The sequence below is a fragment of the Streptomyces cyanogenus genome (assembly GCF_017526105.1).
GTDB lineage: Bacteria > Actinomycetota > Actinomycetes > Streptomycetales > Streptomycetaceae > Streptomyces > Streptomyces cyanogenus.
This window is the reverse complement of sequence record NZ_CP071839.1, coordinates 6437174-6457226: the sequence shown is the minus strand read 5'-3', so window position 1 is coordinate 6457226 and position 20053 is coordinate 6437174. Positions and strand designations below refer to the sequence as shown.

Sequence of the window (20053 nt, the reverse complement as noted above, 5' to 3'; positions counted from 1 at the left end):
GACCTTACCCGCCCTCCCGTCACCCGCACCGCGCTGCTCGACGGCGCCCGGCGCCGCCCGCCCCGACTCCGGGCGGCCGCGGATCCCGTGCCAAGCTTGGCTCCATGCAGCTCTCCGCCACCCCCTACGAAGAACGCCTCACCGCCCCCCGCTCGTGGTGGCTGATCAGCTTCCTGGTGGGCGTCTCGTTCGCCCTGATCCTGCTGCCCTTCGGCACCCTGCCGCTGCTCGGCGGGCTGGTCGGCGGTACCGCGGCGGCGGCCGTGGTGGCCAGCGCCTACGGCTCCCCGCGCATCCGGGTCGTGGGCGACTCCCTGATCGCGGGCGAGGCGAAGATCCCGGTGGCGGTGCTGGGCGCGACGGAGGTGCTGGACGCGGAGGAGGCCCGCGCCTGGCGGACCCACAAGGCCGACACCCGCGCCTTCCTGCTGCTGCGCGCCTACATCCCGACGGCGCTGCGGGTGGAGGTCACGGACCCGCAGGACCCGACGCCGTACCTGTACCTGTCGACGCGGGAGCCGGAGCGGCTGGCCGCGGCCATCGAGGCGGCACGCACGGCGCACGCCTAGAGCCGCCTGAGCGCGCCTACAGCTCGCCTGGCAGCTTGCGCAGTTCGACGGGGTCGGCCGGTTTCTCCAGGGGCGGCAGCTCCGGCAGCGCGTCCCACGGCACCTGGATCCTGCGCAGGTCGGCCCGGACCCGGGCCGCGAGGCTTCTGGTGTCCCGGCGGTTCATGACCGCCCCGACCGCGGCTCCCACCATGAACGGCATCAGGTTGGGCAGGTTGCGGACCATCCGCTTCATGATCTGCTGGCGCAGCTGGCGCTTCATCCGGCCGCCCAGGGCCGTGTCGTACGTCGACGGCTTCGTCACGTCGATCCCGCGCTCCTCCGACCAGGAGGACAGATACGCGGCGGTGCGGGTTCTCAGGCCGCCCGGCGGCCGGACCCCGTAGACCTCGTGCAGTTCGGCGATCAGTTTCAGCTCGATCGCGGCGACCCCGGTGATCTCGGCGGCCAGTTCGGTCGGCATGGCCGGCGGCACCGGCAGCATCGCCGCCGCTCCGATCCCGGCTCCGACGGTGGAGGTGCCGGCCGCCGCGCCGGCCACCAGTTTGTCGGCGAGTTCCTCGGGTCCGAGGCCGGGGAACTGTCTGCGCAGGGTCGCGAGGTCGCGTACGGGGATGCGCGGGGCGAGCTCGATGATGCGGTCCGTGAGGTACGCCAGCCCCGCGCGGGCCCGGCTGCCGCCCCTTCGGGCGCCTTCCCGGGTCAGTTCCCGGGCCTTCTCACGCATCGCCGTCGCCCGGCGCCGGGCGACGGGTGCGGGCTGCCGTGCCGGCGCCGGCAGGCCGCCCGGCTCGGGCGCCGGCCCGAGCGAGGCTCCCGCTCCGGGTGAGCCCCGCTCGTCGTCACGCGCGCCGTGCGGGCCGTCGATCGGCCCTTGGTCCGCTTTATCTGCTTTCCGCAGGGGGAAGCGGCGCTTCCGGGGAGGGGTCGAGCCAGACATGGCCGACCCGTCCTCAGTCGCAGTCGCGGCAGATCGGCTGACCGTTCTTCTCCCTGGCCAGCTGGCTGCGGTGGTGCACCAGGAAGCAGCTCATGCAGGTGAACTCGTCCTGCTGCTTGGGCAGCACCCGGACGGCCAGTTCCTCGTTGGAGAGGTCGGCTCCGGGCAGTTCGAGGCCCTCGGCGGCCTCGAACTCGTCGACGTCCACCGACGAGGTGGACTTGTCGTTCCGCCTGGCCTTCAGCTCCTCAAGGCTGTCCGAGTCGACGTCGTCGTCGGTCTTGCGTGGAGTGTCGTAATCGGTTGCCATATCGCTCTCCCCCTCTGGGTGTCTGCGGTGTCTCCAGCGCACGTAACGCGTGAGAGGCCGGACTTGTGCCCGACCTGAGGCGGAGATTTTGCCTCACATCAAGGTCTGTTACTCAATCGACACCCAACCCGACCCCTCAAGAGTGATCGGCTTGGATGGCGGTGAGGACCGTACACGGTTCGAATGCCGCACCTCAAAGGCGCCTCACCGTGTACTTCCCGTGATCAAGAGCCCTGAAAACCAGGACTTTCCCGGCTTTCCACCTTCCGTCATGATCACCGTGCGTACATGGCCGGAATTCCGCCCATGTGATCGATCACACAGGAAGAACCCCGTTCACCCGCCCAGAAATTCCGCGCAAAGCGAACATCCTCCGCGTGTGTCGGTCTGGGTCACACCGGGAAGGTGACGCGCATCACCAGACCACCGCCCTCGCGGGGCCGGGCCAGGATGTGGCCGCCGTGCGCCCGTGCCACGGACCGGACGATCGACAGGCCGAGACCCACCCCCTTGTCGCTGCCGGTGCGCTCGGTACGCAGCCGCCGGAACGGCTCGAAAAGGTTGTCGATCTCGTACGCCGGCACCACCGGTCCGGTGTTCGTGACCGTGAGCACCGCCTGCCCGTGCCGGATCTCGGTGGTCACCTCGACCCAGCCCTTCTCCGCAACGTTGTACCGCACCGCGTTCTGGACCAGGTTCAGCGCGATCCGCTCCAGCAGCACGCCGTTGCCCTGCACCACGGCCGGTTTGCGCTCACCGCGGATGGAGACGCCCTTGGCCTCCGCCTCGGCGTGCACCTGGTCGATGGCCTGCGTGGCGACCTCGGCCAGGTCGACCGGCTTGCGCTCGACGATCTGGTTGTCGCTGCGGGCGAGCAGCAGCAGCCCCTCGACCAGCTGCTCGCTGCGCTCGTTGGTGGCGAGCAGCGTCTTGCCGAGCTGCTGGAGCTCCACCGGCGCGTTCGGATCCGACAGGTGCACTTCGAGGAGCGTCCTGTTGATCGCGAGCGGGGTGCGCAGCTCGTGCGAGGCGTTGCCGACGAAGCGCTGCTGGGCGGTGAAGGCCCGCTGCAGCCGCTCCAGCATGTCGTCGAAGGTGTCCGCCAGCTCCTTCAGCTCGTCGTCCGGGCCGTCCAGCTCGATCCGGCGGGACAGGTCCGAGCCGGCCACCTGGCGGGCGGTGCGGGTGATCCGGCCGAGCGGGGACAGCACGCGGCCGGCCATCGCGTAGCCGAACGCGAACGCGATCACGGCGAGGCCCAGCAGGGCCAGCAGGGACCGGCTGAGCAGGTTGTCCAGGGCCCCCTGGCGCTGCTGGTCCACACAGTGGGCGATCGCGTCGTTGAAGTCCGACAGCGGCACCGGACCGGAGTTGATCGCGGTGACCGCGGGGCAGTTGTCGCTGGTGACCTTGATCGCCGATCCGCTGACGATCTTGAACAGCGGCTGGTTGCCGGTGCTGATCGCCTGGGCGGCGAGCAGGTAGATGATCGACAGCAGCAGGATGCCGGCGATCAGGAACATGCCGCCGTACAGCAGCGTCAGCCGTATCCGGATGGTCGGGCGCAGCCAGGGGAAGGGCGGCTGCGGCCTTCTGGGGTCCCAGGTGGGCTTCGGAGGGGCCTGGGGCGGCGCGGGTGTCGTGGCCACGGGGGATCAGATCCGGTAGCCGGAGCCGGGCACGGTGACGATGACGGGCGGCTCGCCCAGCTTGCGCCGCAGGGTCATCACCGTCACCCGCACCACGTTGGTGAACGGGTCGGTGTTCTCGTCCCAGGCCTTCTCCAGCAGCTGCTCCGCCGAGACCACGGCGCCCTCGCTGCGCATCAGCACCTCCAGCACGGCGAACTCCTTGGGCGCGAGCTGGACCTCCTTGCCGTCCCGGAAGACCTCGCGGCGGTTCGGGTCGAGCTTGATGCCGGCGCGCTCCAGGACCGGTGGCAGGGGCACGCTCGTGCGGCGGCCGAGGGCGCGCACGCGCGCGATCAGCTCGCTGAAGGCGAACGGCTTGGGCAGATAGTCGTCGGCGCCGATCTCCAGGCCCTCGACGCGGTCGCTGACGTCGCCGGACGCGGTGAGCATCAGCACGCGCGTGGGCATGCCCAGCTCGACGATCCGGCGGCAGACGTCGTCGCCGTGCACGAGCGGGAGGTCGCGGTCGAGGACGACCACGTCGTAGTCGTTGACGCCGATGCGCTCCAGGGCGGCCGCACCGTCGTACACGACGTCGACGGCCATGGCCTCCCGGCGCAGTCCGGTGGCCACCGCATCGGCGAGCAGTTGCTCGTCCTCGACGACGAGTACGCGCACGTCGCTTGTCCTTCCTCATGTCCACCCGCGTAGCGCGCCGTGGGCGCGTGCGGGCAGGGCTGTCCGTGGGTGTGACCCCCATCCTGCCCTTTTCGGCCATAAGTCGGCTGTAAGGCGGGATCAGGGCCGTGGGACGGGAGTCACCGGGCGGGAATACGCGAATTCCCCGCCGGTTGAGGTTTCCGGGGAGGGGAGCTGGGGGAGGACGGCTTTACACCCCGCGATCACGCTCTGCATGTGCCGCAGCACCATGCGGTACCCCGCCATCCGCTCCGCAGCGCGGGCGTGGGTGTCCGGCACCGTCGCCGCCCGGCCGGGCAGCGCTGGGCACCTGCGAGAGACGTGATCGCCCCTTCCTACGGCACACCCCCGTGCCACCGACCCACGACCCTGGACGAGGGGGCGCAGCATGGACGCTTTCACCGCAGGACTTCTGCAGCGCATAAGGGCGACCGAGTCCGACCTGTCGCGGGCTCGTGACGAGGGCGACGACTTCCTCGTCGAGGTGGAGCAGGCAGAGCTCGACGACCTGCGACGCCTCGCCGCCGAACACGGTGTGGAGGTCGGCGCGTCACGCGTCTGATCGGCCGAAAGCGCAAGAAGGGACCCCGGCGAATCCAGCGCCGGGGTCCTTTTGCGTGCGGCTGCCGGGCCCCCTCGCACGCGGCTGCCGGGCTCTCCTTCGCGTGCGGCTGCCGAGGTCCTTGCGCGCTGAGGCTCCCGGACACCCTCGGCGGGGGCTGCCGGGGGCCCTGCGAGGGGCTGCCGAAGGGCCGCCCTTCGCGGGGAGGCTGCGGTCCGCGGTCAGTCGTGCCAGGCGCCGAAGTCCTCCAGCAGCCGCTGAAGGGGCTCGAACACCCCGGGCGTCCCCGCCACGGTCAGGTCCCCCGACGGGCGCTCTCCGGGCCGCCCACCGGTCAGGGCGCCCGCCTCCCGGGCGATCAGGTCCCCGGCGGCGACGTCCCACGCGTGCAGACCCCGCTCGTAGTACCCGTCGAGCCGGCCGCAGGCCACGTCGCACAGGTCGACGGCCGCCGAGCCGCTGCGCCGGATGTCGCGCAGCAGCGGGACGAGCCGGGCGGCCACCTCGGCCTGGTGGGTGCGGACCTCGGTGACGTAGTTGAAGCCGGTGGACACCAGGGCCTGGTCCAGCGGGGGCGCGGGACGGCAGGCGAGCGCCCGCTCGCCCTCCCACGCGCCGGTCGCCCACGCGCCACCGCCGCGCACGGCGTGGTACGTCTCGCCGCGCATCGGGGCGGCAACCACTCCGACGACGGTCTCGCCGTCCTGTTCGGCCGCGACGGACACCGCCCAGGTCGGCAGCCCGTACAGGTAGTTGACGGTGCCGTCGAGCGGATCGATCACCCAGCGGATGCCGCTCGTGCCCTCGACGGAGGCCCCCTCCTCACCGAGGAAGCCGTCGTCCGGGCGCCGCCCGGAGATCAGGTCGGTGATCAGCTTCTCCGCCGCGATGTCCATCTCGGTGACGACGTCGATGGGGCTGGACTTCGTCCTGGCAACGGCCAGGTCGGCGGGGCGGCCGTCGCGCAGCAGGTCGCCGGCGCGCCGGGCGGCCTCCCGGGCCAGCTCCAGCAGTTCCCGGTGCAGGGCGTCGGTCACGGGTCTCCTCACGCGTAGGGGCTGTCGGCGCCGGCGGCGGCCGGGCGGGGCGCACGGGCGGGGCAGCAGCCGACCGGGCACAGGTCGTGGCTCGCGCCCAGCGCGCCCAGGGCGCACGGGGCGACCTCCTGGCCGCGCTCCACGGCGGCACGCTCCATGATCAGCTCGCGGACGGCGGCGGCGAACCGCGGATCGGCGCCCACGGTGGCCGAGCGGCGGACCGGCAGGCCCAGCTCCTCGGCCTTGGCCTTGGCCTCGGTGTCGAGGTCGTAGAGGACCTCCATGTGGTCGGAGACGAAGCCGATCGGGGCCATGACCACGGCGGGGACGCCGGCCGCGTGCCGCTCCTCCAGGTGGTCGCAGATGTCCGGCTCCAGCCACGGGACGTGCGGGGCACCGGAGCGGGACTGGTAGACGAGCCGCCACGGGTGGTCGACTCCGGTGCGCTCCCGGACGGCGTCGGCGATCAGCTGGGCCACGTCCAGGTGCTGCTCGACGTAGGCACCGCCCTCTCCGTGCGCCTCGACGGGGCCGGAGGTGTCGGCGGCCGAGGTCGGGATGGAGTGGGTGGTGAAGGCGATGTGGGCGCCCGCGCGGACGTCCTCCGGGAGGTCCTCCAGGGCGTGCAGCACGCCGTCGATCATGGGTTCGACGAAGCCGGGGTGGTTGAAGTAGTGCCGCAGCTTGTCGACCTTCGGCAGCTCCAGGCCCTCGGCCTCCAGGGCGGCCAGCGCGTCGGCGAGGTTCTCCCGGTACTGGCGGCAGCCCGAGTAGGACGCGTAGGCGCTGGTGGCGAGGACGAGGATGCGGCGGCGGCCGTCGGCGACCATCTCGCGCAGGGTGTCGGTCAGATACGGCGCCCAGTTGCGGTTGCCCCAGTACACCGGCAGGTTCAGGCCGTGTTCGGCGAAGTCCTTGCGCAGGGCGTCCAGCAGGGCGCGGTTCTGGTCGTTGATGGGGCTGACCCCGCCGAACAGGAAGTAGTGCTGCCCGACTTCCTTGAGGCGTTCCCTCGGGATGCCGCGCCCGCGCGTGACGTTCTCCAGGAACGGAACCACGTCGTCCGGGCCTTCGGGGCCGCCGAAGGAGAGCAGGAGGAGGGCGTCGTAGGGGGTGGCATCGAGCGCGTCTGGCATGAGTCGATCCTGCCACCCGGCACTGACAGCGGGGAAACAGCGGGGTGAAGAGTCGGATTCCAGTGGGTTCGAGACGGTTTCTCCGGGCGCCTTGACCGGTGCGATCAGGGGCCCTGACTCGTAAGCTGTATGAGCCGCATTCGCGCCTTACCGAGCCGCTCCGGAGACCACGTGCCCAGCCCCTACAGAGCCCTGTTCGCCGAGCCCGGCACCAAGGCTTTCTCCGCCGCGGGGTTCATCGGCCGGATGCCTCTGTCGATGATGGGCATCGGCATCGTCACGATGATCTCCCAGCTCACCGGGCGGTACGGCCTCGCGGGCGCCCTGTCGGCCACGATCGCGCTGTTCGCCGCGGCGGTCGGGCCGCAGATCTCCCGGCTGGTGGACCGGCACGGGCAGCGCCGGGTGCTGCGCCCCGCGGCCCTGGTGGCCCTGGTCGCGGCGGCCGGTCTGCTGCTCGCCGCCCACCTCCGGTGGCCGGACTGGGCGCTGTTCGTCTGCGCGGCCGGGATCGGCACGGTGCCGAGCCTGGGCGCGATGGTCCGGGCCCGCTGGGCGGCGCTGTACCGGGGCACTCCGAAGCTGCACACCGCCTACTCGTTCGAGTCGGTCGTGGACGAGGTCTGCTTCATCGTCGGGCCGATCGTCTCCATCGGCCTGTCCACGGCCTGGTTCCCGGAGGCGGGCCCCCTGCTGGCCGCCTGCTTCCTGGCGGCCGGCGTCTTCTGGCTGACCGCCCAGCGCGCCACCGAGCCGGAGCCGCACCCGCGCGAGCGGCACGGCGGCGGCAGCGCCCTGCGCGCGCGGGGACTCCAGGTGCTGGTGGCGACCTTCGTGGCGACCGGCGCGATCTTCGGCGCCGTGGACGTGGTCACCGTCGCCTTCGCCGACGAGCGCGGCCACAAGGGCGCCGCGAGCGTGGTCCTGGCGCTGTACGCGGCCGGTTCCTGCGTGGCGGGCGTGGTCTTCGGACTGCTGCGCTTCAGCGGTGCGCCGGAACGCCGCTGGCTGCTGGGCGTGGCGGGGATGGCCGTGAGTATGATCCCCCTCCTACTGGTCGGAAACCTGCCGCTTCTGGCCGTGGCGCTGTTCGTTGCGGGGCTGTCCATCGCGCCGACGATGATCACCACGATGTCCCTCATCGAAGAGCACGTACCGCGCGCCCAGCTCACCGAGGGCATGACCTGGGTGGGCACCGGCCTCGCCGTCGGCATCGCGGTCGGCTCCTCCGTGGCCGGCTGGGTGATCGACGCGGCCGGGGCACGGGCCGGGTACGGGGTTCCGGCCGCGTCCGGGGCCGTCGCGGTCGCGGTCGGTTTCCTCGGGTACCGCCGGCTGCGCAGGCCGGCCGCGGGTCGGGGAGGCACCGTTGAGCAGCACAGCGAGCGGGAAGAACGGCACCTGGCGTAACTGGGGCGGCAATGTCTCGGCCCGGCCCGCCCGGCAGGTCGCGCCGGCCTCGGTGGAGGAGCTGGCCGCGGTGGTGCGCCGGGCCCGGGAGGACGGCCTGAAGGTGAAGGCGGTCGGGACCGGGCACTCCTTCACCTCGATCGCCGCCACCGACGGTGTGTTGATACGTCCTCAACTGTTGACCGGGATACGCAGCATCGACCGGGAATCCATGACGGTCACGGTGGAGGCGGGCACCCCGCTCAAGAGACTCAACGCCGCTCTCGCGCGCGAGGGCCTCTCGCTCACCAACATGGGCGACATCATGGAGCAGACGGTCTCGGGGGCCACCAGCACGGGCACCCACGGCACGGGCCGCACGTCCGCCTCCATCGCCGCGCAGATCAAGGGGCTGGAACTCGTCACGGCCGACGGCTCGGTGCTCACCTGCTCCGAGAAGGAGAACCCGGAGGTGTTCGCCGCGGCCCGCATCGGCCTCGGCGCCCTCGGCGTCATCACCGCGATCACCTTCGCCGTGGAGCCGCTCTTCCTGCTCAGCGCGCGCGAGGAACCCATGCCCTTCGAGCGGGTCCTCGCCGAGTTCGATCAACTGTGGGCCGAGAACGAACACTTCGAGTTCTACTGGTTCCCCCACACGGGCAGCACCAACACCAAGCGGAACAACCGCAGCGCCGGCCCCGCACGGCCGGTGGGGCGGCTCGCCGGCTGGTTCGAGGACGAGTTCCTCTCCAACGGCGTCTTCCAGGTGGCCCAGTGGGTCGGCCGCGCGGCCCCCGCGACCGTTCCGGCGATCGCGCGGATCTCCAGCCGGGCCCTGTCCGCGCGCACGTACACGGACATCCCCTACAAGGTCTTCACCTCGCCGCGCCGGGTGCGCTTCGTGGAGATGGAGTACGCCGTCCCGCGCGCTGCCCTGGTGGCGACGCTGCGCGAACTGAAGGCCATGGTCGACGGCTCCGGTCTGCGGGTCGGTTTCCCGGTCGAGGTGCGCACCGCCCCGGCCGACGACATCACCCTGTCCACCGCCTCCGGCCGGGACAGCGCCTACGTCGCCGTACACATGTTCCGGGGCACGCCGTACCAGGCGTACTTCACCGCCGCCGAGCGCATCTTCACCGCGCACGAGGGGCGTCCGCACTGGGGCAAGGTGCACACGCGGGACGCGGAGTACCTCGCCCGGGTGTATCCGCGCTTCGGCGAGTTCACCGCACTGCGCGACCGCCTGGACCCGGACCGGCTGTTCCAGAACGACTACCTGCGGAGGGTCCTCGGGGCGTAGCCGCCGGACGTCGGGAGGCGCCGCGGGTCGTACCGCCACCGGTGGACGGCGTCCGCGGCGAACTCGCCCGGCGGGGCCGCTCGTTCCCCCGGCCGGACGGCCGACCGGCTGCACGGGAAGGGGACATACGAGCGAAACCATTCGTTCCGTTTCTGGTGATTGCGTGAAGTTCGCCACGTCCGTGATCGGCAAAACCGCTTGCGCGGGGCCAAGTCGCCACCCTTGCCAGAAGTTGGGCGGCGCGCCAATCCACGCACGTGGTCCGAATGGAGTACTGTTGCGAGCCCTGGGTCCGGTCTCCCACCAGGGTGCCCGCGGCCTTGCTGGACCGCCGGGAGGGGGCTAGTTGCACAGGGTGACGGAGTTGGTCACTTAGCGTTGCGAACAGGTAACCGTGCCATAACGGCGGTACCGGGCCCGCGCCCGACACGCCGGGCAACTCGGCAAGGTTGTGGCAGGCTGCACCCGGGCAGGCCACACTCGACTAGCGGAAGCAGCGACGCACGTGACGTCGGCAGGCACCACCCGGGAGGTCCCCATGCCCGAACTGCGTGTCGTGGCCGTCTCGAATGACGGCACACGGCTGGTGCTGAAGGCTGCCGACTCTACGGAGTACACGCTTCCGATCGACGAACGCCTGCGCGCCGCCGTGCGCGGCGACCGTCCCCGCCTCGGCCAGATCGAGATCGAGGTCGAGAGCCATCTCCGCCCGCGTGACATCCAGGCGCGGATACGTGCCGGTGCCACCGCGGAAGAGGTCGCCCAGCTCGCCGGCATCCCCGTCGACCGGGTACGGCGCTTCGAGGGTCCGGTGCTCGCCGAACGCGCCTTCATGGCCGAGCGTGCGCGCAAGACCCCGGTCCGCCGCCCCGGCGAGAACTCCGGCCCGCTGCTCGGCGAGGCGGTGCAGGAGCGGTTGCTGCTGCGCGGCGCCGAGAAGGACACCGTGCAGTGGGACTCCTGGCGCCGCGACGACGGCACCTGGGAGGTGCTCCTCGTCTACCGGGTCGCGGGCGAACCGCACTCGGCGAGCTGGACGTACGACCCGCCCCGGCGGCTCGTACAGGCCGTGGACGAGGAGGCGCGCTCGCTGATCGGCGAGTCCGACGACCTCGCCGTGCCCGAGCCGAGCTTCCCGTTCGTCCCGCGCATCGCCCGGCTGCCGCGCGAGCGCTCGATGGACCGCGCGCTCGACCGTGCCGACCGCGAGCGGCCCAGCCTGCCCGCGCCGGAACCGGACGAGGAGAGCGCGGGCGAGCGCGACTCGCTGACCAGCCTGCTGGAGGCCGTACCGAGCTTCCGGGGCGACCTGGTGGTCCCGGAACGCCCGGCGGAGCCCTCGGAGGAGCCCGACGACGAGCCCGCCGCCGAGGAACCGCCGGCGCCCGCCGCGTCCGCCGGTTCCGCCTACGCGGACGTCCTCATGCCGCGCTCCGTCGGCAGCCACCGCGACCGGCTCATCGGCGCGACCGACCGGCAGGCCGAGGCCGACGGCGTCCGCCCCGGCCGCCGTGCCGCCGTGCCGAGCTGGGACGAGATCGTGTTCGGCACCCGCCGCAAGAAGCAGGAGTAGGTCCGCGTACGGACTCGGGAGGGGGCACGCGCGCGTGCCCCCTCTTCGGGCTGCCCGCTACTGCGGATCCGCCCCCACCGCCACCGGCCGCGCCGGGTCCGAGGACCACTCGGACCAGGAACCGACGTACAGCGCCGCCGGGATGCCCGCCACCGCCAGCGCGAGGACCTCGTGGGCGCCGGAGACGCCCGAACCGCAGTACACGCCCACCTCGGTGTCCTCGGACACCCCCAGGGCCTTGAAGCGGTCCTTCAGCTCCGCCGCGGGCAGGAAGCGGCCGTCGGGGCCCACGTTCTCCGTCGTCGGCGCCGACACCGCGCCCGGGATGTGCCCGCCGACCCGGTCGATCGGCTCCACCTCGCCGCGGTACCGCTCCCCCGCACGCGCGTCCAGCAGCACACCCGTACGGGCCATGGCCGCGGCCCCGTCCGCGTCCAGCAGCCCGGCCGCGCCCGGCACCGGGACGAAGTCGCCCTCGGCGGGATCCGGCACCTCGGTGGACAGCTCGCCCCGCCAGGACGGCAACCCGCCGTCGAGCACCCGCACGTCCGGGTGACCCGTCCAGCGCAGCAGCCACCACGCGCGCGCGGCCGCCCAGCCCTGCCCGCCGTCGTACACGACGACCGGCCGCCCCGCGGACACGCCCGCGCGGCGCATGGCGGCACCGAACTCCGCCAGGTCGGGCAGCGGATGCCGGCCCTGGTCGCCGGGCGCGGCCGCCAGTTCCCGGTCCAGGTCGACGAAGACCGCGCCGGGGATGTGCCCGGCCGCGTACTCGGCCCGGCCGTCGAAGGCCGGCGCGCCCGCCGCCTTCGCCACGCTCAGCTGCCAGCGCACGTCCAGCAGCGTGGGCGGCCTGCCGCCGGTCAGCTCGTGTGCGAGATCGGATGCGGTGATGATGGCTGTCATGGCGTCCATCCATACGCCAGGGGTGGCCGCGGCGTCCAGGTCCGGCTACTCTGCTCGGCCGGACAGGCTCGGTCACCGGGCGTACCGGATCGAGCACGAGCTGTACAGCCGGCGGACACCCGTCGGGCCTCGTCAGGAAGTGGCGAAAGACGGCAGATCGGGCATCCTCCCGGAGTGACGGCGGAGCGGCGCGGTACGGCCCCGCGGCACCGCGGAGGATGCGGGCACCGGCACGGGCGTACGCGCCGGCGGCGTGGACACCCCTTCCGGGGAGCGGAAGCGACACGGCCACCGCGAGGGGCCGGGGAGAGAGTGATCGATGACCGAGGCACGGGAGTCGGCCGGTCCGCACGCGCGGCGCGTGCCCGGCTCACCCAGCTGGGTGAGCCTGATGGTGCACGGGCTGGACGCCACCGAGGAGTTCTACGGTGAGCTGTTCGGCTGGGAGTTCCGGCCGGGTCCGCAGCAGCTCGGACCGTATGTGCGGGCGCTGCTGGACGGGCGGGAGGTGGCGGGCATGGGCCAGCTGCCGCCGGACCGCCGGCTGCCGGTGGCCTGGACTCCCTACTTCGCCTCGGACGACGTGGACCAGACCGCCGACACGGTACGGCTGTGCGGCGGCACGGTGGCCGTCGGCCCGCTGGACGCCGCCGAGGCCGGGCGGATGGCGATCGCCGCCGACCCCTCCGGGGGAGTGTTCGGGATCTGGCAGGGCTCCGCGCACTTCGGCACGGCGATCAGCGGTGTGCCCGGCACGCCCGTCTGGAACGAACTGGTCACCTTCGAGACGGAGAGCGTCGGGAAGTTCTACAAGAGCGTGTTCGGTTACGGGGAGGAGCCGGTGGTCTCCGCCGACTTCGACTACCTGACCCTGTACCTGGAGGGCCGGCCGGTGGCCGGGCTGCACGGCGTGGGCCAGGCCCTGCCCCGGGACCGGGGGCCGTACTGGCAGACGTACTTCGAGGTCGCCGACGTCGACGCGACGCTGCGGCAGGTCAGCGGGCTGGGCGGGCGGATCCTCCGGCCGGCCCACGACAGCCCGCACGGGCGGGTGGCCACGGTGGCGGACCCGGAGGGCGCCGAGTTCTCGGTGGTCCAGGACCCGCACTGAGTCCTGCGGACAGGAGTCCCCTCAGGAGGTCGAGACGGGCAGCACGTCCGGGGACAGGGCCGCCGCGCGGGCCGACGCGGCGGTCATCCGGCGCCGGTGGTGGCGGCGGCACAGCACCTCGTAGCCGACCTCGCCCGCGGACTGGTTGACGTCGCCGACGACCACCTGGGCACCCTCGACCACCATCTCGCCGCCTATCGTCCGGGCGTTGTGCGTGGCCCGGGCGCCGCACCAGCACAGCGCCTCCACCTGGAGCACCTCGATCCGGTCGGCCAGCTCCACCAGGCGCTGCGAGCCCGGGAACAGCTTGGAGCGGAAGTCGGTGGTGATGCCGAAGGCGAACACGTCCAGGCCGAGATCGTCCACCACGCGCGCAAGCTGGTCTATCTGCTCGGGCGCGAGGAACTGCGCCTCGTCCGCGATCACATAGTCGGCCCGGCCGCCCTGCGAGAGATGGTCCACCAGATAGGCGTACAGGTCCTGGCCGTCCTCGACCTCCACCGCGTCGGTGACCAGACCCAGCCGGGAGGACAGCTTGCCCTCACCCGCGCGGTCGTCCCGGGTGAAGATCATGCCGGCCAGTCCGCGCGCGGAACGGTTGTGCTCGATCTGGAGAGCCAGCGTCGACTTCCCGCAGTCCATCGTTCCGGAGAAGAACACCAGCTCGGGCATGAGGAGTTGAGCACCTTTCGGTGAGTCGTCGGCAGGGGGGAACGCTTCAGGAGCGTACTTCGAGCAGCGGGACCAGCTGCTCGGCAGGGGTCATCGAACCGTGGTTGCCCACCAGCGCCGACTCCTTGGGCTCCCGCTCGGAGGCGATGATCAGGACGTCGTCGTGCGCGGCGGCGAGCACGTCCCCGATCCGCGGGTACACGCGCTCGTCCACGTGCGGCCCGAACCAGCCGGCCGCGATCGCCTCGTCCCGCGACGCCACCCAGAACTGCTCGCCGAGCACCTCGCGCCAGACCGTCAGGACGTCGTTCTCGGCACCCGGCACCGCGTACACGTGCCGGGCCCGGCCCTCCCCGCCCAGCAGGGCGACACCGGCGCGCAGTTCCCAGTCCTCGTCGAAGTCGATGCGGTGCTGCTCGTCGAACGGCACGTCGACCATGCCGTGGTCGGCGGTGACGTAGAGGGCGCTGCGCGGCGGCAGCTGCTCCGCGAGGCGCTGGACGAGCCGGTCGACGTACATGAGCTGGCCGCGCCAGGTGTCGGAGGCGATGCCGTAGCGGTGTCCGGCGCCGTCCAGCTCGGAGTAGTACGTGTACACCAGCGAGCGGTCCCCGGCGGCCAGTTGCTCGGCCGCCAGGTCCATGCGGTCCTCGCCGGTGAGCCGGCCGTGGAAGCTGCCGCCGCTGAGCGCCACCTTGGTGAGCGGGGTGTGCTCGAAGGCGGGCGAGGACACCTGGGCGGCGTGCACTCCGGCCTGGTGGGCCAGCTGGAAGACGGTGGGGTACGGCTGCCAGGGGCGCGGTTCCGTGTACGGCTGCCAGCGGAGCTGGTTCATCAGCTCGCCGGTGCCCGGGTTGCGCACGGTGTAACCGGGCAGGCCGTGGAGGCCGGGCGGCAGGCCGGTGCCGACGGAGGCGAGGGAGGTGGCGGTGGTCGCCGGGTAGCCGGCGGTGAGCGGTCGGCCGGTGCCGCCGCGGGAGCTGCCGAGCAGGGAGGTCAGGAAGGGAGCCTCGTCCGGGTGGGCTCTGAGCTGCTCCCAGCCGAGACCGTCGATCAGGAAGACGCAGACCCGGTCGGTGGCGGTCAGTTCCTGGATCGTGGCGGTCATGCCGGGCACGCCCATGCCGGCGGCCAGGGTGGGCAGCAGGTCGGCCAGCGAGCCGGTGCCGTACGCGGGCAGCGGCGCGGTGTCCAGGGCGAGGGGCTCCGGGTGGTCCCAGGCGGAGAGCTGGGACATCAGCGCGTGAGGTCCGCGGTCGCCTCCGAGATGGCCTGCGCGAAGGCGAGCGCCTGGCGCACCGTCTCCGGGCCGTCCCCGGCCTCGCTGACGCGCAGGCTGAGGTCGTCCGCCGTGGAGCTGCCCGTGTAGCCGTGGTCGGCGTCGCAGTTGGGGTCGCCGCAGGCGGCGGGCTCCAGGTCGACACGGCTGACCGCGCCCCAGCCGATGGTCAGCACGACCTCGCGCGGCGGTGTGCCCGGCGTGTACTGCTCCGGGTTCGCCACCACCCGGCTGACCACGACCGAGGAGATCCGGTCGAGCTTCACGGACTCGGTGGAGGTGGTGGCGTACGGCGTCGGGGACGTGCTGTCGGCGGCCTGCTCGTCGGTGTGGCTGACGATGAAGCGGTTGCCGGTGAGGACCAGCACGGTGACGTGCCGGCGCACCTCGTTCTGGTCGAACGTCGTCTCCTGGTGGACCAGGTACGACCGGACGGGCTCGCCGCCCACAGCGGCCTCCACCGCCTCGGCCACGAGGGCCGGGTAGTAGCCGCTGCGCTCGATCGCCGCGCGCAGCCCCTGGGTCGTCGTACTGGTCTTGGCCATGGCGTCCATCCTAATCCGTGGGCAAGGGCGGTCCGGGCCAGTCGCGCGGACCGGGGGCGCCTGTGCACCCGTGCGCGGGGGTGCCGGCACGAGGCGTGCGCGAGGGCAGCTGGTGGGACCGGGAGATCGTCGCCTGCGACGCGGGGCGGCTGCGCGCTTTTGTCCGGCGATCTCCATGTGGCCCCCCGTCCCGCTCAGTAGGCCGGCAGCGTGCGCGGGCCCAGGTCGTCGCGGGCCGGCGGGGGCGCGAGCCGGACGGTGGCGCCGAGGACGCTCACTCCGTGCGGGGCGACGACGACCGGCTCCAGGGTGACCGCGACCACCTCGGGGTGGTCGTCGACCAGCCGGGACACCCGCAGCAGCAGCTCCTCCAGGGCCGGGGTGTCCACCGGGGTGGAGCCACGCCAGCCGAACAGCAGCGGGGCCGTCCGGATCGACCGGATCAGCGAGGTCGCCTCCCGGTCGGTGACCGGTATCAGCCGGTGGGCCATGTCCCCGAGCAGCTGGGAGGCGGCCCCGGCCAGCCCGAAGGACAGCACGGCGCCGGCCGCCGGATCGATCACCGCACGGACGACCGTGTCGACGCCGCGCGGGGCCATGCCCTGCACCACCGGCCGCAGCTCCTCCGGCTGCCCGAACAGCTCGGTCAACTCGGTGTACGCCCGCAGCAGTTGTTCCTCGTCCGCGAGGTCCAGGCGGACCCCGCCCAGGTCGGCGCGGTGCCGCAGGTGCGGTGCGGTGGCCTTGAGGGCGACCGGGTAGCCCAGGGAGCGGGCGGCCTCGGCGGCGGCCCGCGGGGTGGGCGCGGGCAGGGCCCGGCGCACGGGTATGCCGTACCTGCCGAGCAGCTCGCAGGTGTCCGCGTCGGAGATGGTGAGCCCCTGCCCGCGCGTGAGCAGCTCGCCGATCAGCCGCGCGGCCCCCTTCTCGTCGATGTCCTCGTACTCCGGCACCTTCCCGGGGTCGGCCGCCTCCCGCCGCCACCCGGCGTACCGCACGGCCTCGGCGAGGGCCCGGACGGCGCGTTCGGCGGCGGGGTAGGCGGGGATGAGGTGGGTGCCTTCGGGCGGGGTGGCGAGGGGGGCGGTTGCCGCCGTCCCCGCGGGTCCGGGCGCCCTGTCGCCGGCCCCCGGTGCGGTGCTCGCCGCGGCCGACAGGGCCTCGGCCAGCCCGCCGAGTTCTACGTGCACCACCAGCACCGGTTTGCCCGGCACGGCGGCCGCGGCCGACCGCAGCGCCTCGGCCAGCTCGGCGTCCCCGGGCGAGCCCTCCCCGATCGCGGGGATCGCCGTGACGACGACGGCGTCGTTCGTGCCGTCGGCCAGCGCGGCGGCGAGCGCCCGGTGGAAGTCCTGCGCGGTCGCCCCGGTCGTCAGGTCCACGGGCCGGGCCGGCCGCAGCCCCTCGGCCAGGCACCGGTCGTACGTGAGCACGCCCAGCGACTCGGAGTTGCCGAGGATGGCCACGCGCGGGCCTGCGGGCAGTGGCTGGCGCGCGAGCAGCAGCCCCGCGTCGACCAGCTCGGTGATCGTGTCGACCCGGATCACCCCGGCCTGCCTGAGCAGTGCGGAGACGGTCGCGTACGGCAGCCGCGTGGCCCGTACCGCGTGGCCCTGCGGTGCCGTGCCGGTCCCCTGGACCACCACCAGGGGCTTGGCCGCCGCCGTCCGCCGGGCGAGGCGAGTGAACTTGCGGGGGTTGCCGATGGACTCCAGGTACATGAGGACGACGTCGGTCTCGGGGTCGTCGTACCAGTACTGCAGGACGTCGTTGCCGGAGACGTCGGCGCGGTTGCCGGCGGACACGAAGGTGGAGACGCCGGTGACCCCGGTGACGCCTCCGCCGCGCCGGTGCAGCCGGGACAGCAGGGCGATGCCGATGGCGCCGGACTGGGCGAACATGCCGATGCGGCCGGGGCGGGGCATCTCGGGGGCGAGGGAGGCGTTCAGCCGGACGTCCGGGGCGGTGTTGATGACGCCGAAGGCGTTCGGGCCGATGATCCGCATGCCGTACGCGCGCGCGGCGCGGACGAGGGCCCGCTGCCGTTCGTGCCCCTCGGGGCCGCTCTCGGCGTATCCGGCGGAGAGCACGACCAGCCCCTGGACGCCGTGCTCCCCGCACTCGGCGACCACGGCGGGCACCTGCTCGGCCGGGACGGCCACGACGGCGAGGTCCACGGGCCCGTCGATGTCCCGCACCGAGCGGTGCGCGGGCACCCCGTCGATCTCCTTGAGGTCCTCCGGGAACACCTTGTTCACGGCGTACAGACCGCCGGTGTACCCCGCGTCGCGGATGTTGCCGAGGATGCTGCGGCCCACTCCGCCGGGGACGCGGCCGACGCCGACGACCGCGACGGAGCCGGGCGCCAGGAGCCGCCGTACCGAGCGGGCCTCGGCGCGCTGCTCGCGCGCGCGTTGGACGGCGAGGGAGCGGTCGGTGGGTTCGAGGTCGAACTCCAGGCGGACGACGCCGTCCTCGAAGCTGCGTTTCTGGGTGTAGCCGGCGTCCGTGAACACCTTGATCATCTTGGTGTTGGCGGGCAGCACCTCGGCGGCGAAGCGGCGGATGCCCCGCTCGCGCGCGACGGCCGCGATGTGCTCCAGCAGGGCGGAGGCGACCCCGCGGCCCTGGTGGGCGTCCTGCACCAGGAAGGCGACCTCGGCCTCGTCGGCGGGCGCGGAGGCGGGCATGCCGTCGGTGCCGATGCGGTCATAGCGTACGGTGGCGATGAACTCGCCGCCGACGGTGGCCGCGAGTCCCACCCGGTCCACAAAGTCGTGGTGCGTGAAGCGGTGGACGTCCTTGGCGGAGAGCCGTGGGTACGGCGCGAAGAAGCGGTAGTACTTCGACTCGTCCGAGACCTGCTCGTAGAAACTGACCAGGCGGTCGGCGTCATCAACGGTGATGGGCCGGATGCGCGCGGTGCCACCGTCGCGCAGCACCACGTCCGCCTCCCAGTGGGCGGGGTACTGGTGCCGGTCCTGCCGGTCCGCCGAGGTCTGCATGGGCCCCAGAGTACGGCTCGCGTACGACAACGGCGCGAGGCAGTCTGTGGAGGACGGGAAGCCGGACCGCGGCCGCGGTCCGGTGCCACACCGGAGAGGGACGCAGGTCCGCTCCGGACCCGCTTCGCGATATGGGAAACTGGTCTAGACAACCCTGAACACCGAAGGGCAGCAACACATGGCTGAGCGCCGCGTCAACGTCGGCTGGGCCGAGGGCCTCCACGCCCGCCCCGCCTCCATCTTCGTCCGAGCCGCCACGGCCGCAGGCGTCCCGGTGACGATCGCCAAGGCCGGGGGCAACCCCGTCAACGCGGCCTCCATGCTCGCCGTCCTGGGTCTGGGCGCCCAGGGTGGCGAGGAGATCGTCCTCGCCTCCGACGCCGAGGGTGCGGACGCCGCACTCGACCGGCTGGCCAAGCTGGTCTCCGAGGGCCTGGAGGAGCTGCCCGAGACCGTCTGAGCGAGTACCGCACAGAGCGCCGGAGCCGCGTTCGCCTTTCGGGGCGGCGCGGCTTCGCCATATGCGCGCACTCGCCTCCGTGCCGTCGATTCGTCAGGCGCCGGAAAAGGCCCGCATGAATTACGGCACCATGAATTCGGGCAGCAGAAAACACCCCACCCGGAAATAGCTCCTCTTTGTATACGGCGCCCGTGTTAATGTCGCTGACCCGACATGTTTACGGCTTGTTGCGAAGTCCTCACACGCTCCGCGGCACCGGAAAAACGCAGCCGGTGCGCGCCCGTCGCACGCTCGGCGTGCAAAGTGGTGAGCGCCCGCGCGCGCTCGGCGTCGCCCCGCGCCACCGCGTCCACGATGGCGCCGTGCTCGGTCCAGGACTCCGTGGGGCTGGCCGGTGCCTCGACCGTGTACATCCAGGCGATCTTGTGTCGCAGCTGGGTGAGCATCGAGGTGAGCGAGGGGCTGCCGGAGGCCTGGGCGAGCGTCTCGTGGAACCAGCCGCCCAGCGAGCGCAGATCCTCGCTGCCGCCCCTCCTGGCCCGTTCCTGGCCCAGCCGGACCAGGCCGCGCAGCACCTTCAGATGGGCCTCGGTGCGCCGCTGGGCGGCCCGGGCGGCACCCAGCGGCTCCAGCAGCATCCGCATCTCCAGCAGGTCGGCGGCCTCCTGCTCGGTCGGCTCGGCCACACACGCGCCCGCGTGCCGGCGCGTCACCACGAAGCCCTCGGCCTCCAGGGTGCGCAGGGCTTCGCGCACGGGGACGCGCGAGACGCCGTACCGGCGGGCCAGGACTTCCTCGGTGAGGCGGCTGCCGCGCTCGTAGACGCCCGCGACGATGTCGTCCCGGACAGCGGTACACACCGAGTGCGCCGGAATACGCATGACCGACCTCCGCCTTAATCCCCGTGAAACGTCGACGATGGACGT

19 protein-coding genes are annotated in these 20053 nt (G+C 72.7%); 7 read left to right on the top strand and 12 right to left on the bottom strand.

Annotation, left to right across the window (positions count from 1 at the left end):
* The first annotated feature begins 104 nt into the window (after positions 1–104).
* Complete coding sequence (locus S1361_RS29105; protein WP_208034866.1) at positions 105–569, top strand: DUF3093 domain-containing protein; 465 nt, start codon at positions 105–107, stop codon at positions 567–569.
* A gap of 16 nt (positions 570–585) precedes the next feature.
* Here the strand turns inward: S1361_RS29105 and S1361_RS29100 are convergent, their stop codons facing one another.
* From S1361_RS29100 to S1361_RS29085, 4 genes are all read right to left on the bottom strand, one after another.
* Positions 586–1509, bottom strand: a complete 924-nt coding sequence (locus S1361_RS29100; RefSeq protein WP_208034865.1) for a hypothetical protein — start codon at positions 1507–1509, stop codon at positions 586–588.
* A 13-nt stretch (positions 1510–1522) separates the two neighbouring features.
* Complete coding sequence (locus S1361_RS29095; protein WP_003997302.1) at positions 1523–1819, bottom strand: DUF4193 domain-containing protein; 297 nt, start codon at positions 1817–1819, stop codon at positions 1523–1525.
* Between the two features lie 392 nt (positions 1820–2211).
* Positions 2212–3468, bottom strand: coding sequence for a sensor histidine kinase (locus S1361_RS29090; protein WP_208034864.1), 1257 nt, complete (start codon positions 3466–3468; stop codon positions 2212–2214).
* A 6-nt stretch (positions 3469–3474) separates the two neighbouring features.
* Complete coding sequence (locus S1361_RS29085; protein WP_007387794.1) at positions 3475–4128, bottom strand: response regulator transcription factor; 654 nt, start codon at positions 4126–4128, stop codon at positions 3475–3477.
* A gap of 409 nt (positions 4129–4537) precedes the next feature.
* Between S1361_RS29085 and S1361_RS29080 the strand changes: the two genes are divergently transcribed.
* Complete coding sequence (locus tag S1361_RS29080) at positions 4538–4711, top strand: hypothetical protein (RefSeq protein WP_023546087.1); 174 nt, start codon at positions 4538–4540, stop codon at positions 4709–4711.
* Between the two features lie 221 nt (positions 4712–4932).
* Here the strand turns inward: S1361_RS29080 and S1361_RS29075 are convergent, their stop codons facing one another.
* Entirely contained in the window at positions 4933–5748 is an 816-nt protein-coding gene (locus S1361_RS29075; RefSeq protein WP_208034863.1) for an inositol monophosphatase family protein, read from the bottom strand.
* An 8-nt stretch (positions 5749–5756) separates the two neighbouring features.
* Positions 5757–6884 (bottom strand): ferrochelatase, encoded by a 1128-nt coding sequence (locus S1361_RS29070; protein WP_208034862.1) that lies wholly within the window; start codon positions 6882–6884, stop codon positions 5757–5759.
* A gap of 171 nt (positions 6885–7055) precedes the next feature.
* Between S1361_RS29070 and S1361_RS29065 the strand changes: the two genes are divergently transcribed.
* From S1361_RS29065 to sepH, 3 genes are all read left to right on the top strand, one after another.
* Entirely contained in the window at positions 7056–8294 is a 1239-nt protein-coding gene (locus S1361_RS29065) for an MFS transporter (RefSeq protein ID WP_208034861.1), read from the top strand.
* Positions 8254–9573: a D-arabinono-1,4-lactone oxidase gene (locus S1361_RS29060; RefSeq protein WP_208034860.1), complete on the top strand. Its 1320-nt coding sequence runs from the start codon at positions 8254–8256 to the stop codon at positions 9571–9573. Before S1361_RS29065 ends, S1361_RS29060 begins: the two co-directional genes overlap by 41 nt.
* Positions 9574–10111: 538 nt before the next feature.
* Positions 10112–11146 carry a septation protein SepH gene (sepH, locus tag S1361_RS29055; RefSeq protein ID WP_208034859.1) on the top strand — a complete coding sequence of 345 codons (1035 nt, stop codon included), beginning with the start codon at positions 10112–10114 and terminating at the stop codon, positions 11144–11146.
* 57 nt (positions 11147–11203) lie between these two features.
* Here sepH and S1361_RS29050 read toward each other — a convergent pair whose 3' ends face one another.
* Positions 11204–12055, bottom strand: coding sequence for a sulfurtransferase (locus tag S1361_RS29050; protein ID WP_208034858.1), 852 nt, complete (start codon positions 12053–12055; stop codon positions 11204–11206).
* A 319-nt stretch (positions 12056–12374) separates the two neighbouring features.
* Here S1361_RS29050 and S1361_RS29045 point away from each other — a divergent pair, with 319 nt between their 5' ends.
* The gene (locus S1361_RS29045; protein WP_208034857.1) at positions 12375–13166 is read left to right on the top strand and encodes a VOC family protein; all 792 of its coding nucleotides are present in this window, start codon (positions 12375–12377) and stop codon (positions 13164–13166) included.
* Positions 13167–13187: 21 nt separating this feature from the next.
* Here S1361_RS29045 and S1361_RS29040 read toward each other — a convergent pair whose 3' ends face one another.
* From S1361_RS29040 to S1361_RS29025, 4 genes are all read right to left on the bottom strand, one after another.
* Positions 13188–13838: a thymidine kinase gene (locus S1361_RS29040; protein WP_208034856.1), complete on the bottom strand. Its 651-nt coding sequence runs from the start codon at positions 13836–13838 to the stop codon at positions 13188–13190.
* A gap of 46 nt (positions 13839–13884) precedes the next feature.
* The gene (locus S1361_RS29035) at positions 13885–15075 is read right to left on the bottom strand and encodes an alkaline phosphatase family protein (RefSeq protein ID WP_208034855.1); all 1191 of its coding nucleotides are present in this window, start codon (positions 15073–15075) and stop codon (positions 13885–13887) included.
* Complete coding sequence (locus S1361_RS29030) at positions 15075–15671, bottom strand: DUF5998 family protein (RefSeq protein ID WP_208034854.1); 597 nt, start codon at positions 15669–15671, stop codon at positions 15075–15077. The genes S1361_RS29035 and S1361_RS29030 overlap by 1 nt, the downstream gene beginning before the upstream one ends.
* 185 nt (positions 15672–15856) lie before the next feature.
* Entirely contained in the window at positions 15857–18667 is a 2811-nt protein-coding gene (locus tag S1361_RS29025) for a bifunctional acetate--CoA ligase family protein/GNAT family N-acetyltransferase (RefSeq protein WP_208034853.1), read from the bottom strand.
* Positions 18668–18845: 178 nt separating this feature from the next.
* Between S1361_RS29025 and S1361_RS29020 the strand changes: the two genes are divergently transcribed.
* A complete protein-coding gene (locus S1361_RS29020; RefSeq protein ID WP_014675499.1) occupies positions 18846–19127 on the top strand; it encodes an HPr family phosphocarrier protein in 282 nt (93 codons plus the stop codon).
* Positions 19128–19321: 194 nt separating this feature from the next.
* Here S1361_RS29020 and S1361_RS29015 read toward each other — a convergent pair whose 3' ends face one another.
* Positions 19322–20008 (bottom strand): GntR family transcriptional regulator, encoded by a 687-nt coding sequence (locus S1361_RS29015; RefSeq protein WP_208034852.1) that lies wholly within the window; start codon positions 20006–20008, stop codon positions 19322–19324.
* Positions 20009–20053: the final 45 nt, after the last annotated feature.

Coding starts and splice junctions, on each gene's coding strand:
- S1361_RS29030 (WP_208034854.1), bottom strand. CDS start 15,671: ATGGACGCCATGGCCAAGACCAGTACGACGACCCAGGGGCTGCGCGCG.
- S1361_RS29095 (WP_003997302.1), bottom strand. CDS start 1,819: ATGGCAACCGATTACGACACTCCACGCAAGACCGACGACGACGTCGAC.
- S1361_RS29025 (WP_208034853.1), bottom strand. CDS start 18,667: ATGCAGACCTCGGCGGACCGGCAGGACCGGCACCAGTACCCCGCCCAC.
- S1361_RS29080 (WP_023546087.1), top strand. CDS start 4,538: ATGGACGCTTTCACCGCAGGACTTCTGCAGCGCATAAGGGCGACCGAG.
- S1361_RS29045 (WP_208034857.1), top strand. CDS start 12,375: ATGACCGAGGCACGGGAGTCGGCCGGTCCGCACGCGCGGCGCGTGCCC.
- S1361_RS29070 (WP_208034862.1), bottom strand. CDS start 6,884: ATGCCAGACGCGCTCGATGCCACCCCCTACGACGCCCTCCTCCTGCTC.
- S1361_RS29100 (WP_208034865.1), bottom strand. CDS start 1,509: ATGTCTGGCTCGACCCCTCCCCGGAAGCGCCGCTTCCCCCTGCGGAAA.
- S1361_RS29105 (WP_208034866.1), top strand. CDS start 105: ATGCAGCTCTCCGCCACCCCCTACGAAGAACGCCTCACCGCCCCCCGC.
- S1361_RS29040 (WP_208034856.1), bottom strand. CDS start 13,838: ATGCCCGAGCTGGTGTTCTTCTCCGGAACGATGGACTGCGGGAAGTCG.
- sepH (WP_208034859.1), top strand. CDS start 10,112: ATGCCCGAACTGCGTGTCGTGGCCGTCTCGAATGACGGCACACGGCTG.
- S1361_RS29015 (WP_208034852.1), bottom strand. CDS start 20,008: ATGCGTATTCCGGCGCACTCGGTGTGTACCGCTGTCCGGGACGACATC.
- S1361_RS29035 (WP_208034855.1), bottom strand. CDS start 15,075: ATGTCCCAGCTCTCCGCCTGGGACCACCCGGAGCCCCTCGCCCTGGAC.
- S1361_RS29050 (WP_208034858.1), bottom strand. CDS start 12,055: ATGACAGCCATCATCACCGCATCCGATCTCGCACACGAGCTGACCGGC.
- S1361_RS29020 (WP_014675499.1), top strand. CDS start 18,846: ATGGCTGAGCGCCGCGTCAACGTCGGCTGGGCCGAGGGCCTCCACGCC.